Annotated in this window: 15 protein-coding genes and 2 riboswitches; of the genes, 12 read left to right on the plus strand and 3 right to left on the minus strand. The window is 36.4% G+C overall.

All coding sequences use genetic code 11. The annotated features are described in order from the left end of the window. Nucleotides 1–55 precede the first annotated feature (55 nt). Complete coding sequence (locus J2S17_RS01650) at nt 56–709, plus strand: YdeI/OmpD-associated family protein (RefSeq protein WP_307471262.1); 654 nt, start codon at nt 56–58, stop codon at nt 707–709. A 486-nt stretch (nt 710–1,195) separates the two neighbouring features. On the opposite strand, the gene J2S17_RS01655 is transcribed toward J2S17_RS01650, so the two are convergent. After that, nucleotides 1,196–1,720 carry a ribonuclease H-like YkuK family protein gene (locus J2S17_RS01655; protein ID WP_307471263.1) on the minus strand — a complete coding sequence of 175 codons (525 nt, stop codon included), beginning with the start codon at nt 1,718–1,720 and terminating at the stop codon, nt 1,196–1,198. 178 nt (nt 1,721–1,898) lie between these two features. Between J2S17_RS01655 and J2S17_RS01660 the strand changes: the two genes are divergently transcribed. The 5 genes from J2S17_RS01660 (at nt 1,899) to J2S17_RS01680 (ending at nt 6,518) form a co-directional block, all read left to right on the plus strand. After that, the gene (locus J2S17_RS01660) at nt 1,899–2,624 is read left to right on the plus strand and encodes a DsbA family oxidoreductase (protein ID WP_307471265.1); all 726 of its coding nucleotides are present in this window, start codon (nt 1,899–1,901) and stop codon (nt 2,622–2,624) included. Between the two features lie 266 nt (nt 2,625–2,890). After that, nucleotides 2,891–3,487 carry a branched-chain amino acid aminotransferase gene (locus J2S17_RS01665; protein ID WP_307471267.1) on the plus strand — a complete coding sequence of 199 codons (597 nt, stop codon included), beginning with the start codon at nt 2,891–2,893 and terminating at the stop codon, nt 3,485–3,487. Between the two features lie 124 nt (nt 3,488–3,611). Beyond that, the gene (gene desA / locus J2S17_RS01670) at nt 3,612–4,652 is read left to right on the plus strand and encodes a Delta(5) desaturase DesA (protein ID WP_307471269.1); all 1,041 of its coding nucleotides are present in this window, start codon (nt 3,612–3,614) and stop codon (nt 4,650–4,652) included. 134 nt (nt 4,653–4,786) lie between these two features. Further along, nucleotides 4,787–5,944 (plus strand): sensor histidine kinase, encoded by a 1,158-nt coding sequence (locus tag J2S17_RS01675; protein ID WP_307471271.1) that lies wholly within the window; start codon nt 4,787–4,789, stop codon nt 5,942–5,944. Next, nucleotides 5,922–6,518, plus strand: coding sequence for a response regulator transcription factor (locus J2S17_RS01680; RefSeq protein WP_307471273.1), 597 nt, complete (start codon nt 5,922–5,924; stop codon nt 6,516–6,518). Before J2S17_RS01675 ends, J2S17_RS01680 begins: the two co-directional genes overlap by 23 nt. Before the next feature lie 43 nt (nt 6,519–6,561). Here J2S17_RS01680 and J2S17_RS01685 read toward each other — a convergent pair whose 3' ends face one another. Next, complete coding sequence (locus J2S17_RS01685; protein ID WP_307471274.1) at nt 6,562–7,575, minus strand: DUF3231 family protein; 1,014 nt, start codon at nt 7,573–7,575, stop codon at nt 6,562–6,564. Nucleotides 7,576–8,000: 425 nt separating this feature from the next. Here J2S17_RS01685 and J2S17_RS01690 point away from each other — a divergent pair, with 425 nt between their 5' ends. Both J2S17_RS01690 and J2S17_RS01695 read left to right on the plus strand, forming a co-directional pair. Continuing rightward, entirely contained in the window at nt 8,001–9,101 is a 1,101-nt protein-coding gene (locus tag J2S17_RS01690; protein ID WP_307471276.1) for a branched-chain amino acid aminotransferase, read from the plus strand. Between the two features lie 251 nt (nt 9,102–9,352). Next, nucleotides 9,353–10,072: a glycoside hydrolase family 25 protein gene (locus J2S17_RS01695; protein ID WP_307471578.1), complete on the plus strand. Its 720-nt coding sequence runs from the start codon at nt 9,353–9,355 to the stop codon at nt 10,070–10,072. Between the two features lie 102 nt (nt 10,073–10,174). Here the strand turns inward: J2S17_RS01695 and J2S17_RS01700 are convergent, their stop codons facing one another. Next, entirely contained in the window at nt 10,175–10,699 is a 525-nt protein-coding gene (locus J2S17_RS01700; protein WP_307471278.1) for a shikimate kinase, read from the minus strand. A gap of 145 nt (nt 10,700–10,844) precedes the next feature. Next, nucleotides 10,845–10,951, plus strand: a riboswitch (TPP riboswitch). Between the two features lie 44 nt (nt 10,952–10,995). Beyond that, nucleotides 10,996–11,086, plus strand: a riboswitch (TPP riboswitch). Between the two features lie 163 nt (nt 11,087–11,249). On the opposite strand from J2S17_RS01700, the gene thiW reads away from it, so the two are divergent. From thiW to thiE, 4 genes are read left to right on the plus strand one after another with little or no spacing between them, the layout of a single operon-like run. Continuing rightward, nucleotides 11,250–11,771 carry an energy coupling factor transporter S component ThiW gene (thiW, locus tag J2S17_RS01705; RefSeq protein WP_307471280.1) on the plus strand — a complete coding sequence of 174 codons (522 nt, stop codon included), beginning with the start codon at nt 11,250–11,252 and terminating at the stop codon, nt 11,769–11,771. Next, nucleotides 11,740–12,549: a bifunctional hydroxymethylpyrimidine kinase/phosphomethylpyrimidine kinase gene (gene thiD / locus J2S17_RS01710; RefSeq protein WP_307471282.1), complete on the plus strand. Its 810-nt coding sequence runs from the start codon at nt 11,740–11,742 to the stop codon at nt 12,547–12,549. Before thiW ends, thiD begins: the two co-directional genes overlap by 32 nt. 26 nt (nt 12,550–12,575) lie before the next feature. Further along, on the plus strand, nt 12,576–13,379 hold the full coding sequence (gene thiM / locus J2S17_RS01715) for a hydroxyethylthiazole kinase (RefSeq protein ID WP_307471284.1): 804 nt from the start codon (nt 12,576–12,578) through the stop codon (nt 13,377–13,379). After that, nucleotides 13,376–13,996: a thiamine phosphate synthase gene (gene thiE / locus J2S17_RS01720; RefSeq protein ID WP_307471286.1), complete on the plus strand. Its 621-nt coding sequence runs from the start codon at nt 13,376–13,378 to the stop codon at nt 13,994–13,996. The genes thiM and thiE overlap by 4 nt, the downstream gene beginning before the upstream one ends. Nucleotides 13,997–14,086 lie beyond the last annotated feature (90 nt).

Raw genomic sequence — 14,086 nt, forward strand, 5'->3', positions numbered from 1 at the left:
GCTATACTGTTTTAAGAAATATGAAGTCCTCAATAAAAAACATAAGGAGATTGTTATGACAATAATTGATAAATTAAATCTTAATAAATATACCAACATGGTAATCATCAATCAACCAAGCGACTATGAGGTTTTTACTGAACAAATAACTTCCTTTTCCGAAGATCATGATGCTATTTTCTTTTTTGTAGAAACAATTGATGAGATGGTTGACCAAACAAATTTTATCTTGAATAATGAACAGTTATTAATTGAGAAAGGTTATTTGTTTTTTGCTTATCCGAAAAAAGGTAACACCCGCTATGATACGTTTATTCACAGAGATGAATTATTTCCTGCAATGCAAGTTGGAGAGGATGGATATGTAGGTGGTAGTGATATCAAGTTCGCACGTATGGTAAGTATGGATGATGTCTTCACTGTTGTTGGTTTAAAACGTGAAAAAAAGAAAGTCAAGCAGTCTTCCGCTGCGAGCCAATGCGTTGCAGATTATGAGGACAATGTAAAGGATATTGAAGTGATATTAGCCGATCATCCAACTGAACTTAATTTTTTTAAGAACTTAACTCCTGGATACCAAAAGGACTGGGCACGTTACATATTTTCAGCGAAGCAAAAACAGACAAGGGATAAGCGTCATCAACAAATGGTTGATATTCTTTCTCAACAATACAAATCAATCGATTTATTTCGTCGAAAGAAAAAATAATAAATGAGCTAAAATTGAAATGAATAAAGATAGGAAAATAAATCGCAATTACTTTCCTATCTTTATTCAAAGAAGGCATTTTAGTTCAAAATAAACTTAGACAAAGACAAAAAAGGATAAATTCTTCAAATTAAATTATCTAAGTTTTTTCTCTTAATGTACTTGGACATAGAGGGGGGGAATGGAAATGAGAAAATTTGTTGTGAAATGCTGCAATTTTAAAAAGGATGTATACTGTGCAGATGGCTTTTTTTATGGAGTGGCAATAAATGGATTATTGTATTATTTTTCATGTAGAAACCCCTAAAAAGTCATATTAACTACTTAGCGATATACAAATAAGTTTTGATACTAACATATGCCTGCTATATTGCTTTAACTAATGTAAGTAAGCGGATGTGCACTTTTTTACTAGTCCTAAGTTAAATAACTTCGCATTATTCATACCACCAAGCACTTCAGCCCTTATTCATTGCTCCCGCCTAGTCATTTTGTATATTTGTTAGCATAACTGGAAGCAACATAAGCTTCAGGTTTAATTTTTGGTTCAACTCCGATTGATTCCATCCTTGCAATCATTTCTGATACAAATTCTCTCGTTTTGTTCCTCTGACCAGCACCGATATCTAAGTGACCTTCCATAGTAAAGGTCGCTCCCTGGTAAATGAACGGAAGGACGATATCAATCATTTGATTTTTCTTCTCAGGGGTAAATAATGAAACAATTCCTTCTGTTAGGGATGTTTCATATGAGATTCTTTCGTGCAAATGAAGCATTTTTCGTGGAATGACCGTCTTTTGAATACACGCCCAAGCTCCTTTTCCTTGATTTTGAATGACAATTCCTGTTATGAAAATGGTATGTCCGGCATGAACTTGGGAATCAGTGCCAACGATTAACTTAAAATTCCCGCGCGGCTGCCGTCTCATAAAATTTATTATGCGGATAAAAACTTCATCAAAAGTTAAATTTCTTTCCTGTAAATTTTGAAATAGCTTTATTTTATCCATTCATGATCACCACATTCTTCTTAATTGAAGTGTTCGATAAACTATTATATTCAAACCGATTAATCAAGTTGTGTGAAATGATTAAATGGATGTTTAGAACATGGAATATGAGCATTATTTCACAGTTTTTTGCAGAGGGCTATGTTATCATATGAAGGAAGAATGGAGGTTTTCGAATATGAAAATTGAAGTATGGTCAGATTTTGTTTGTCCTTTTTGTTATATAGGTAAAAGTCGATTAGAGAACGCTTTAACGAATTTTCCTTTTAAAGATCAAGTAGAGGTTGAATATAAAGCGTTTGAGCTTCAACCGGGTTCACCTGTGTACAGCGGTAAAGGTATGAATGAAGTCCTCGCTGAAAAATATGGGACGACTGTAGAGCAGGCGAAGCAAATGAATGAGAACATTAAACAACAGGCTTCCGAAGCAGGCTTAACCTTTAATTTTGATGAAATGAAGCCAACCAACACTTTTGATGCCCATCGCCTTGCAAAGTTTGCTAAAGAAAAGGGCAAGGAAGCTGCAATCACGGAAAAATTATTGTATGGTTATTTCACAGAGTCTAAGTTAATCAGTGATCATGATGTTCTTGCAGATATCGCTGAGGAAATTGGTCTTGACAGGAAAGAAGTATTGGATGTTCTTGCAGATAACAATCAATATGCGAATGATGTCCGCATTGACCAAGCGCTTGCTCAACAATACCAAATCACAGGCGTACCATTTTTTATCATCAATCAGAAATATGCGATTTCAGGCGCACAGCCACCTGAAACCTTCGCGAGCGCTTTAAAACAAGTATGGGAAGAAGAAAACCCTGCACCCAAATTACAAAACCTATCAAGTGATAGTCATCAAGATGCCACTTGTACGGACGGTAATTGTGCGATTCCTGAAAAATAAGTATGGGAGAGACGATCAGGTTTTTTCGGTCGTCTTTTCTTATGGAAAAGCAGTCGTTTAATTATTATGTCCTTCGATTCATCCTAAAAGAAAGATTAACTAACTAATTAACTGGATGCTGATTTCCCTTGCTATTTATTGCAAAACACTTCATTATAAAAACGAGAATCATTATTCATTTTAGGGTTTCCATTCCTAAAATTACATAAATTAGGGAAGCACGCTAAACATACAATTAAACAGTAGAATAAGATGAGGTGTAACAAATGTTAAAAGATAAAATTCAATCCTATGTACAAGCTGAAATATCAAGCAATGGAGATTCATCTGTTGTCTTTAAGGAAGAGCTCGATTATGCAAAAGAACATATGCTGATAGAAGGTGACTTAAATCTGCAAGAAAAAGACGGACAATTACGTTTTAGTGATGCTTATATAGAACGCGGAGATAAAGCTACTGATGAATTTTTGGGCGAAGAATCTTCAGCTAGTTTCCTAAATCAGCCAATTACCTATTTTAAGCAGCATATGAATGAATTTATGTATGTGGAGTCCGAATGGTTTGAGTTCATAGATGTGGAATCCGTTTCTTTTGAAGTCGATGATCTATTTAAAACATATGATGTTTTAATCGGTTTGAAAAAGCAAAAGAAACATGAAAAGACAATCAAATCCTATTTTGAACAACGTCTTCATGGCGAGGATGCAAGATTAAGTCCAATGTTTAATCAAAAAGATGGCATCTGGGAAATTAATTTTACATTTAATCATGTTGAAGGTTTTCAAGAGGAAATGTCAATTGGTGAAGCGTATCAGTTGATTTATCAGCTTCTTTTTGGACTAGTTCATACAATTGAGAGCTAATTTTATGACTAGGTATTAATAGCAAGTATGACATTTATCATGGGTGGCATATGACACCTATGTCTTCACAAAAAACAGCGGTGGCATTATCATATATTTAATAAGTAAAGAAAGGAATAGATATATGACTAAAGAGCGCCTTAAAACCTTAAAAAAACAAATTTCTCCATATGAAAAATCGAATACAAAACAGAGTGTTTTCCAACTTATTAATACATTCGTTCCATTTTTTGGATTATGGTATTTAGCCTACTTAAGTTTAGATATCTCCTATTTTTTAACATTAGCGATATCCGTTGTTGCAGGCGGTTTTCTCATTAGAATCTTTATTATCTTTCATGACTGTTGTCACCATTCCTTCTTTAAAAACCGTAAGGCAAATAAAGTAGTTGGAACCATATCTGGTGTTCTTACTATTTTCCCTTATAGTGCCTGGGCACATGATCACTCCGTCCATCATGCGACAAGCAGTAATTTGGACAAGCGTGGAACGGGTGATATTTGGGTATTAACTGTAGACGAATACTTAGCATCTCCTTTCTTAACGAGAATTGGCTATAGAATTTATCGTAATCCTATAGTTATGTTTGGAATCGGTCCCATTTATACATTCTTAATTAAAAATCGTTTTAATAGAAAAGGCGCGAAAATGAAGGAAAGAATGAATACGTATCTTACGAATGTATCCATTGTTGCTCTTTATACTGGCATGTGCTTTTTGATTGGCTGGGAAGCGTTTGTACTTGTGCAAGCTCCAATTTTTCTCATTTCTGGCGCTGCAGGTATTTGGTTGTTTTATGTACAGCATACTTTTGAGGACTCCTATTTTGAAGAAGATGAGAATTGGGAGTATGTGAAGGCGGCAGTTGAAGGAAGCTCTTTTTATAAGCTTCCGAAATTACTTCAGTGGATGACAGGGAATATTGGTTACCATCATGTACATCATTTAAGTCCGAGGGTCCCAAATTATCAGCTTGAAGCAGCACATGAAAATAGTGAGCCATTGAAAAATGTTCCTACAATTACGCTTTCTACAAGTCTTCACTCATTGAAATTCCGCCTATGGGATGAAGAGAAGAAAATGTTTGTAGGATATAAAGGCCTCAAAGAAAAAATGGCTGAGAAAAACAAGGAAAAGAATCACTTAACACCTTCTGCTAAATAAAGAATAATCTACCAACTCCTTTGTGTTATGATGACAAAGGAGTTAGCTTTTTTGTCCAGCTTTGGTAGAAATGTGTCTGGAGGTACTAGCCGACAAGACACCTCCGTATTCTGATTGATAAATGAGGTATACTAATGAATAACAAATATTTAAACAAATTAAAAAGTGCAGGCATTACACCATATATATGGATTTTGTTAAGTATTCTTCCGTTCTATTTTATTTTTCAATCCTCCTCCACTATTGAAATCATCGTAGGGATTGTGCTGACCATATTGTTTTTTATCACCTTTAGATTTGCGTTCATATCGAAAAAATGGCCAGTGTATATGTGGTCAACTATTTTAATATTAATATCTATTACCATGCTGATTATCTTTAAATATGTATATTTTTCATTTTTTATTGCTTACTATAACGGAAACATAAAGAACCGTGTTGCTTATTTCACGGTTTACATCATACATCTGGTCGCAATAACAGCTGTCATTAATTATAATCTCGTCATTAAAGATGAGCTGTTTCTAACACAGATTCCTTTCGTTATTATCATTTGGATAAGTGTGATTCTGCTTCCCTTTAATATTTATAATAAGAAAAAGCAAGAACAATTAGAGGAACAGCTTGAGTCTGCTAATCAAAGAATTGCAGATTTAGTCAAACAGGAAGAAAGGCAGAGAATTGCTAGAGATTTACATGACACACTTGGTCAAAAGCTTTCATTAATTGGACTAAAAAGTGATTTGGCACGTAAGCTCGTTTATAAGGATCCTGAACAAGCTAAGGAAGAAATAAAGGATGTACAGCAAACAGCAAGGACTGCCTTGAATGAAGTGCGTAAAATGGTATCTCAAATGCGAGGCATTAGATTAAAGGAAGAAATTATCAGAGTAAGACAAATCCTTAAAGCAGCTCAAATAGAATATATCGGTGAGGAGCACGTTAAAGGGACTAATGCATCTGTTTTTATTGAGAATATTCTTAGCATGTGTATGAAGGAAGCGGTGACGAATGTAGTAAAGCATAGTCAAGCTTCTTACTGCAAGATTACAATTGAACAGAAAAAAAAGGCAATCAGTGTAATCATTGAGGATAACGGCATTGGTATGTCTGAAGACATCGATATGATAAAGGGAAATGGCTTGCACGGAATGAAGGAAAGGCTTGATTTTGTAAATGGAAACCTGGATATCCAGACAAATAACGGCACCATCATTAAAGTTTCGGTCCCTAATGTAATCAAGCAAATAGAAGAAGGAGGAGAGAAATATGATAAGAATCGTCATAGCTGAAGATCAAAGGATGATGTTAGGGGCATTGGGGTCATTGCTTAACCTAGAAGATGATATGGAAGTGGTAGGTAAGGCATCGAATGGAGAAGAAGCAATCACTCTCGTCCTCGAACAAAAGCCAGATATTTGTATAATGGATATTGAAATGCCCGAGAAAAGCGGGTTGGAAGCGGCTGAAGAGGTAACAGGAAAGAGCAAGGTTATCATATTAACCACTTTTGCAAGATCAGGATACTTTCAAAGAGCTTTAAAAGCTGGAGTACAAGGATATTTACTAAAGGATAGTCCTAGTGAAGAGCTGGCAAGTTCCATCCGCAGTGTTATGGATGGTAAAAGAATTTACGCTCCTGAACTGATGGATGATGTATATAACGAAGAAAACCCACTTACCGACAGGGAAAAGGAAGTCTTGGAACTCATAGCTGAAGGAAAGAGTACCAAGGAAATTGCGCAAAGCCTAAATATTAAAACAGGTACAGTAAGAAACTATATTTCAGCGATATTAGATAAGCTTGAGGTTACAAATAGAATAGAAGCGATTACTCATTCCAAGCAAAAAGGATGGTTTCAATGACTAAAGCGAAATGCTTTAGTCATTTTTTTTTATTATTAAGGGTTCATGATTTTTTTTTGGCTAGTTCTTTACGATTTTTTGTTCCTGGAGGCTGTTCAAGCCAGTGATGTTTAATCATTATATCTGCACCGCTCTTGGCAAATTGCACAATCTCCAATGAAAGGCGTTCATAATCAACACTCAAATCCATCCGTTGACTGGCAGCAGCTGCAGTCGAGTAATTTCCTTTTCCAGCGGCGCTTAATAAAGACATATGAAACATCATTAGTTTATCTGAGAAGGTTTTTGTAGTCGACTTACTGACACTCACATCCGGCAGCCAAGGGACGGAAATATCGTTGTCCATTAGAAAGTTAGTAAAAACCTTAATATGCTTATTAGAAATATCACTTCCCCTTAGCATGAAGTCTTGTATTTCCTTAGATGGAGAGGTTTGCGCAAAACCGAGACAAAGCTTAACACCTATTGAATTAGTTAAGATATTCATATATAAATGTGATATTTCTATGGCATTTAAGGGTCTCTTACTCGTTAAAGGATTTAATCCACTATAATATTTTTTACTTTCCACATAATCAGTTTCTTGTGGCACTTCAATGTAAGGGTGTCTTGCCAGTAAACCTTTCTCCAATGCGATTTTATTTGTTTCGTTAAAAAGAGCTGCCGTGTCAATTAGTCCTTTAGTATAGTATTTGCTGACATCCTCTCTAGCGCTCATAGCGACAAATCCACTGTAAGCCACCATTCCAGCCTTTGCCATGTGATTGACATATGTCAAACAAAAGACGTCTGAAAATAGCCAAGGAGCATCCATATTCACATCATTTTCCGAAAAACCTTCTGGAATCGCATACTTTTCCTGTCTGAAAAGAGCACGTATTTCTTCTAAATGTTTCATGGCCATATTATGAGCAAATTTCACCGAGGGCTTGATGTCTTTATCCTCTATGTGTTTTAGCATGAATTCTAAAATAGTTACAGACATACTATCATTCATATACGATGTCCAGAGACAGCCTATTTCAGCTGAAGTTAAATTGTTTTTACTTTTACTCAATGTCGGTACCTCCAATAAACATTCAATGTTTCATTTATTATTATCATCCATTCCAAAAATTATGAGGACAGAGCATTCTCGTTATTAACTTCTTTAAAGTCCCAGGCTGAATTAAAAGATTTACTCCAAAAGTTCTGCAAACTGTGTTGACATTAGTCTGAATAAGGTTCATAATATTTTAAACAATCAATGTACTTTATTAAGGGGATGCTACACTAATTTTAAGCAGTAAAGCGCTAAAAATCCCTGGTTTTAAATGTATATATTGGATGAGTGAATATAATTATCATCCTTTTAAAGGGCAGATTTTTATAGCACTCACAAATCATCTGATAGCCACTGGGTTCGGAATATGTAACAGCCGCAATTGACTGAAGATGAAGGATTGCACTTAAATTGATCTTAGACAGGGAGAATGAGTAAAGATGAATGATTATCAAATCGAAATCAACCTAAGTTCGGCAAAAAAACAAAAACCCGCATTTGATAGCTTGGAGTTTGGTAAGAACTTCACAGATCATATGTTCATTATGGATTATACACAAGGAAGGGGTTGGCATGATCCGCGAATTATTCCGTATCAACCGTTAAAGCTAGACCCATCTGCAATGGTGTTCCATTACGGCCAAAGTGTTTTTGAGGGACTTAAAGCCTACTTAACTAAAGATCAGGAAGTGCTAATGTTCAGACCTTATATGAATATGGAGCGATTGAACAAATCCAATACGCGTTTATGCATTCCTGCAATTGATGAAGAATTAGCCGTACAAGCACTTAAAAAATTGATTTCTGTTGATCGTGAATGGGTACCAAATGTACCTGGAACATCACTGTACATCCGACCATTCATTATTTCGACTGAACCATATTTGGGTGTTGCTTCATCTAAGCAGTTTCAATTTATTATTATCATGTCGCCAGTTGGCGCGTACTATAAAGAGGGTATCAACCCAGTTAAAATTGCAGTGCAAAATGAATACGTTCGTGCAGTTAAAGGTGGTACTGGCAATGCCAAAACTGGCGGAAATTATGCGTCCAGCTTAAAAGCGCAGGAAGTAGCAGAAGAGACGGGATATTCTCAGGTTTTATGGCTTGATGGGAAAGAGAACAAGTATGTAGAAGAAGTAGGAAGCATGAATATCTTCTTTAAAATTAATGGTGAAATTGTTACACCTGAATTAAATGGTAGCATTCTTGAGGGTGTAACTCGGAATTCAGTAATCGAATTAATTAAACATTGGAACATTCCTTTATCTGAAAGAAGAGTCTCAATTGATGAAATTTATGAAGCCCACAAAAGAGGCGAATTAGAAGAAGCATTTGGAACAGGGACTGCAGCAGTTATCTCGCCAATTGGTGAATTCTTCTGGAATGGTGAAAAGCTATGCATCAATAATGGAGAAACAGGTCAAGTTTCCAAAAAGCTTTACGATACATTAACAGGAATTCAAAGAGGAGAAATAGATGATCACTTTGGCTGGATAGTGAAAGTAGATGAAGAAACTCCGGTCATTTCTGCTATTTAGTCCATATAGGTGACATTAAATGTATTTCCAATACTTGACGAAATAAAAAAGGCGTGAATTCACTTAAGAATTCACGCCTTTTTTGATGTTTGAGTGATTATATCTTTCTAAACTAAAAAATATTTCATTATTTTTACAATCGTTATTGTGAACATAGCCTATAAGTGCGAAAATAGTTGTAAAATAGGGCGCTAATTGAGGTGTTAAAGATGAGTATTGAAAGTAAAACATCAACAATGAAATAACTAAGACTGGTTATTTATCTGCTCATTTTTTTAATAAGTGTCATCCTTTTGGCGGTCGTATTATGGTATCAAGGAATCTTTATCCCCAATGCTTCCAATGCAAAAAATTATCCAGTGAAAGGCGTGGATGTTTCAGCATATCAGGGTGTAATTGAATGGCCGCAATTACAAAAACAAGGTATGCAATTTGCCATTATCAAAGCAACTGAAGGTAGCAACTTTGTGGACAGATTTTTCGAACAGAATAGGAGAAATGCGGGGAATACAGCCTTGCGGATTGGCGCCTACCATTTTTTCAGCTATGATAGCGCAGGTAAAACACAGGCGCAAAATTTCATTAAAACTGTTCCAGTTGATCAACACGCTTTGCCTCCAGTGATTGATGTTGAATTCTACGGTGACAAAGAAAAGAATCCTCCTGCGCGCATTGGGGTTGAGAAAGAGCTATATGCAATGGTAGGTATGCTAGAAGAACATTATGGACAACGTGTTATTCTTTACACTACACAAAAAGCTTATGACTTGTACATTAAGGATCGTTTTGATCAATGTGATATATGGATTAGAGACGTTTTCAGGGAGCCTTCTTTGCCAGATAAAAGAACATGGACTTTTTGGCAGTATACAGACCGGGAACAATTAGATGGATATAGCGGTGATGAAAAATTCATTGATATAAATATATTTTATAGCAGTGAAAAGGAATTTGAAGAGTATGGATACTAAGATTCTGCAAAAATAGTGTTCAATCTTTTTCTACTAAAAAAAAACGCTGTTAATGATTCAAAGCAACAGCGTTTCCGTATGTTACGATTAATTATAGCTGAATTAATTTGCCGCTGTTAAATCATTCATTATCTGATCCACCGCTTCTTCAATGGATCGTTCATCAATATCTACCTTAACATGGTGGTAGTTATATGTAGATTTTCTTTCTTCATATAATTGCTGTATATCATCTAAGCTGCGATTATGCAGGACAGGTCTTGTTTCAATGATTAATGGCAAACGATCAAGCCAATGATCCCATGAAAGGTCCAGCAGCACAACTGTACAATTTTCCAGACAAATAGCTCTAACTTCCTTTTGTAGAAAAGCTCCACCGCCAACCGAAATAACCTTATTTTTCTCATGAGAAATTCTTTCGATCACTTCTTTTTCTTTTGCACGGAAAACCTTCTCCCCAAATGTTCTGAATATTTCAGTTGCAGGCAGGTTTAATTCTTTTTCAATTTCTTCATCTGTGTCAATAAATTTCCAGTTTAGCTTTTCAGCAAGGCTTTTTCCGACTGATGTTTTGCCTACACCCATAAACCCTATTAAAACAATGCTTTGTTCTAAATGTCTCCCCATTATTGAAAGCCTCTTTCTTTACCAAATTGATAGTATATAGTAGATATTTTATCATTCTTTATTTTTGTAAAAAAGCTTTTTTATGTTTTTATTGTTTATTGATTTGCATATGCAAAAAATCATGATATGATGAATTCACATTATTTATAAACACTAGGGGTGTCTAGTAATAGACTGAGATTGAACATTCGTTCTAAACCCTCTGAACCTGATCCGGTTAATGCTGGCGTAGGGAAGTGAGCATGTTGATGATTGCCAAATTCATCCTCACTTCGATGTCAGAAGTGAGGATTTTTATATTTTGCTAGGGGTGCCATTTTGGCTGAGAAAATACCCTTTGGACCTGATCTAGTTCATACTAGCGTGGGGAAGCGTTTTTTCAATACAACTTGTATTGTCAAGCTGCTTTCCCATGTGGGGAGCGGCTTTTTTCTTTGATCCCACCAAAATAGACAGGAGCTAAAATTCAACATGATAGAGAGTGAAAGGAGAATTTGATACATAAGAAAGGTAACGTCATAGCCAAAAAATGTGAGAGAAGGGTAAACCGATGAATAAAACAAAAAAGATGACAATCACTGCAGTCATTGCAGCCATTACAACGATATCAAGCAGTATCATCTTTATTCCCGTTGGATTTGCGAAAATTTTTCCGATCCAGCATCTGGCAAATGTTTTAGCAGCAGTCATACTCGGTCCCTGGTATGCAGTATTACAGGCTTTCCTTTCTTCGACATTAAGAAATATGTTAGGTACTGGAAGTATATTTGCTTATCCAGGAAGTATGATTGGCGCTTTCTTAGCAGCTATTCTCTACTCAAAAACAAAGAAAATCGGTTTAGCAGCTGCAGGGGAAGTGATTGGAACAGGAATCTTAGGTGCATTAGCCACTTATCCAATCGCCACCTTGATTCTCGGACAGAAAGCGACACTTTTTGGCTTTCTGCCTGCCTTTATTATTAGTTCATTTACCGGCGCTTTATTAGGCTATGTTTTTTTGAAAGTGTTAATAAAAAATCGTGCATTAGGAGGATATATTCATGAAAACAGCATTAACAATCGCAGGCTCTGATTCAGGAGGCGGCGCGGGAATTCAAGCCGATTTAAAATCGTTTGCAGCAAATGGTGTCTATGGCATGTCCGTCATCACAGCCATTACCGCACAAAACACTGTAGAAGTACGTTCAGTCCAGGATATTGATTTACCTATCGTCAAGGATCAAATTTCAGCTGTTTTAGATGATATTCAAGTAGATGCTGTAAAAATTGGGATGCTATCATCAGAGGGTACTGTAGAGGTAGTAGCAAAAGAGCTCATTCATTACCAGCCTAGAAATATTGTATTAGACCCTGTAATGATTTCCAAGGGCGGCCATCACCTTTTAAGAGAACAAGCAATGGAAGCGCTTATATTGAAAATGCTTCCACTCGCCACTCTCATTACACCAAACATACCCGAAGCAGAGGTAATAACTAATAGATCAATCAAGACAAAGGAAGATATGAAAGCAGCTTGTATAGAAATTCATGCTCTTGGACCAGCTGCTGTATTATTAAAGGGCGGCCATCTTGAAGGAGAACCTGAGGATTTACTTTATGATGGAAATGATTTTTATTGGATAGCAGGTAAGAGAATCCATACAAAAAATACTCATGGCACTGGCTGTACGCTTTCTTCAGCAATTGCCGCGAATTTAGCAAAGGACATGCCCCTATTAGAAGCGGTTAAAGAGGCAAAAAAATATATACTAATCGCCATAGAAAATAGTCTTGAACTTGGCAACGGTCATGGACCGACACATCATTTTTATGATTTATATGAAAAGGCTGGATTATATAGATCTCGATAATCAGTAATAAAAGGAGGATGCAAAAGATGGATAAACAAATCATTGAACAATTATTTACTCAATTAAAGGAAAAAACACCGCTTATCCACCATATTACGAATAACGTCACGATTAATGATTGTGCCAATGCGACATTAGCGATTGGAGGTTCGCCTGTGATGGCGTCTGGAATCGCCGAAGCAGGTGATATGGCACGACTGGCAGACGCGTTAGTCATCAATTTTGGTACGATCAATAACCAAATGCTGGATGCTATGATTATTGCTGGCCAAGCTGCAAACCAAAAAGAGATTCCTGTAATATTTGACCCTGTCGGAGTTGGTGCAACAGCTTACCGAACAGAAAAGGCACTAGAATTCCTGAAAGCAGTAAACGTGGCAATCATCCGCGGGAACTCCACTGAGGTCTACTCATTACTCGGCGGCCAAGCACACACGAGAGGCGTTGATGCAGGAGAAATCGATATACCATTGGAAGATTTAGCTAGAAATGCTACCAAAAGCTTGAAAGCTATCATAGTTATTAGCGGAAAAGTTGATGTTATAGCAAGTGAATCTTCGATTGCTCAAGTGGGTAATGGTGACATCCTTCTTACTCGTGTAACAGGAACAGGCTGTATGACTGCCTCGCTCATCGCATCATTCGCGGCAATTACGAATGATTGGTTTCATGCGGCTATTGCAGGTATGGCAACTATGAGCTTAGCAGGTGAGAAAGCGAAGGCATCACTGAAAGAGGATGAAGGAATAGGAACGTTCCGCATCAAATTAATGGATGAAATAAGCAAAATGAATGATCAAGCATGGATCAAAGGAGTTCGCATAAAATGAAGCCGGATTACAGTCTATATTTAGTAACAGAAGAGTCCATCCCATTAAATGAGTTAGCAACGATTGTTGAAGAGGCAATAAAGGGAGGAGCAACTCTCGTACAGTTAAGAGAAAAAGCAAGCTCAGGAAAGGTTTTTTATGAAAAAGCTTTGCACTTAAATGAATTATTGAAGAAATATGATGTACCTCTTATTATCAATGATCGTGTTGATATAGCTCTAGCAATAGGAGCAGCTGGGGTTCATGTTGGTCAAGATGATTTGCCTGTAGCTGCAGTAAGAAAAATTGTTCCTCAAGAAATGATTGTCGGTGTATCAGTAGCAACATTAGCTGAAGCAGAAGATGCACAAAGAAATGGTGCTGATTATGTAGGTGTTGGTTCAGTATTTCCTACTCAATCTAAAAAAGATGCCGAATTGCTTCTGGATGGGTCATTGACTGAAATTACATCTAATATAACGATTCCCGCTGTCGCTATTGGTGGAATACAGATAGACAATATAGCTTCCATCAAAAATAAGGGACTAGCTGGTGTCGCAGTCGTTTCAGCTATTATTCGCGCGCACAACCCTGCTAAGGCCGCTTCTGCTTTTAAAGATGAATTGAATAATTTTTAAGGCGTTATTAAGATAAACAACATGAAATTTATTACATTGACAGGATTGAAAAACTATACTAAAATTACTTTTGGTTCGAGATGTTTTATT

It is taken from the genome of Cytobacillus purgationiresistens, from assembly GCF_030813235.1.
Lineage (GTDB): Bacteria > Bacillota > Bacilli > Bacillales > Cytobacillaceae > Cytobacillus > Cytobacillus purgationiresistens.

Excerpts from the sequence above, each read along its gene's own strand:
- J2S17_RS01660 (WP_307471265.1), top strand. The coding sequence starts at position 1,899 with ATGAAAATTGAAGTATGGTCAGATTTTGTTTGTCCTTTTTGTTATATA.
- J2S17_RS01655 (WP_307471263.1), bottom strand. The coding sequence starts at position 1,720 with ATGGATAAAATAAAGCTATTTCAAAATTTACAGGAAAGAAATTTAACT.
- J2S17_RS01665 (WP_307471267.1), top strand. The coding sequence starts at position 2,891 with ATGTTAAAAGATAAAATTCAATCCTATGTACAAGCTGAAATATCAAGC.
- thiW (WP_307471280.1), top strand. The coding sequence starts at position 11,250 with ATGAATAAAACAAAAAAGATGACAATCACTGCAGTCATTGCAGCCATT.
- J2S17_RS01680 (WP_307471273.1), top strand. The coding sequence starts at position 5,922 with ATGATAAGAATCGTCATAGCTGAAGATCAAAGGATGATGTTAGGGGCA.
- J2S17_RS01675 (WP_307471271.1), top strand. The coding sequence starts at position 4,787 with ATGAATAACAAATATTTAAACAAATTAAAAAGTGCAGGCATTACACCA.
- J2S17_RS01700 (WP_307471278.1), bottom strand. The coding sequence starts at position 10,699 with ATGGGGAGACATTTAGAACAAAGCATTGTTTTAATAGGGTTTATGGGT.
- thiE (WP_307471286.1), top strand. The coding sequence starts at position 13,376 with ATGAAGCCGGATTACAGTCTATATTTAGTAACAGAAGAGTCCATCCCA.
- desA (WP_307471269.1), top strand. The coding sequence starts at position 3,612 with ATGACTAAAGAGCGCCTTAAAACCTTAAAAAAACAAATTTCTCCATAT.
- thiM (WP_307471284.1), top strand. The coding sequence starts at position 12,576 with ATGGATAAACAAATCATTGAACAATTATTTACTCAATTAAAGGAAAAA.
- J2S17_RS01650 (WP_307471262.1), top strand. The coding sequence starts at position 56 with ATGACAATAATTGATAAATTAAATCTTAATAAATATACCAACATGGTA.
- J2S17_RS01690 (WP_307471276.1), top strand. The coding sequence starts at position 8,001 with ATGAATGATTATCAAATCGAAATCAACCTAAGTTCGGCAAAAAAACAA.
- thiD (WP_307471282.1), top strand. The coding sequence starts at position 11,740 with ATGAAAACAGCATTAACAATCGCAGGCTCTGATTCAGGAGGCGGCGCG.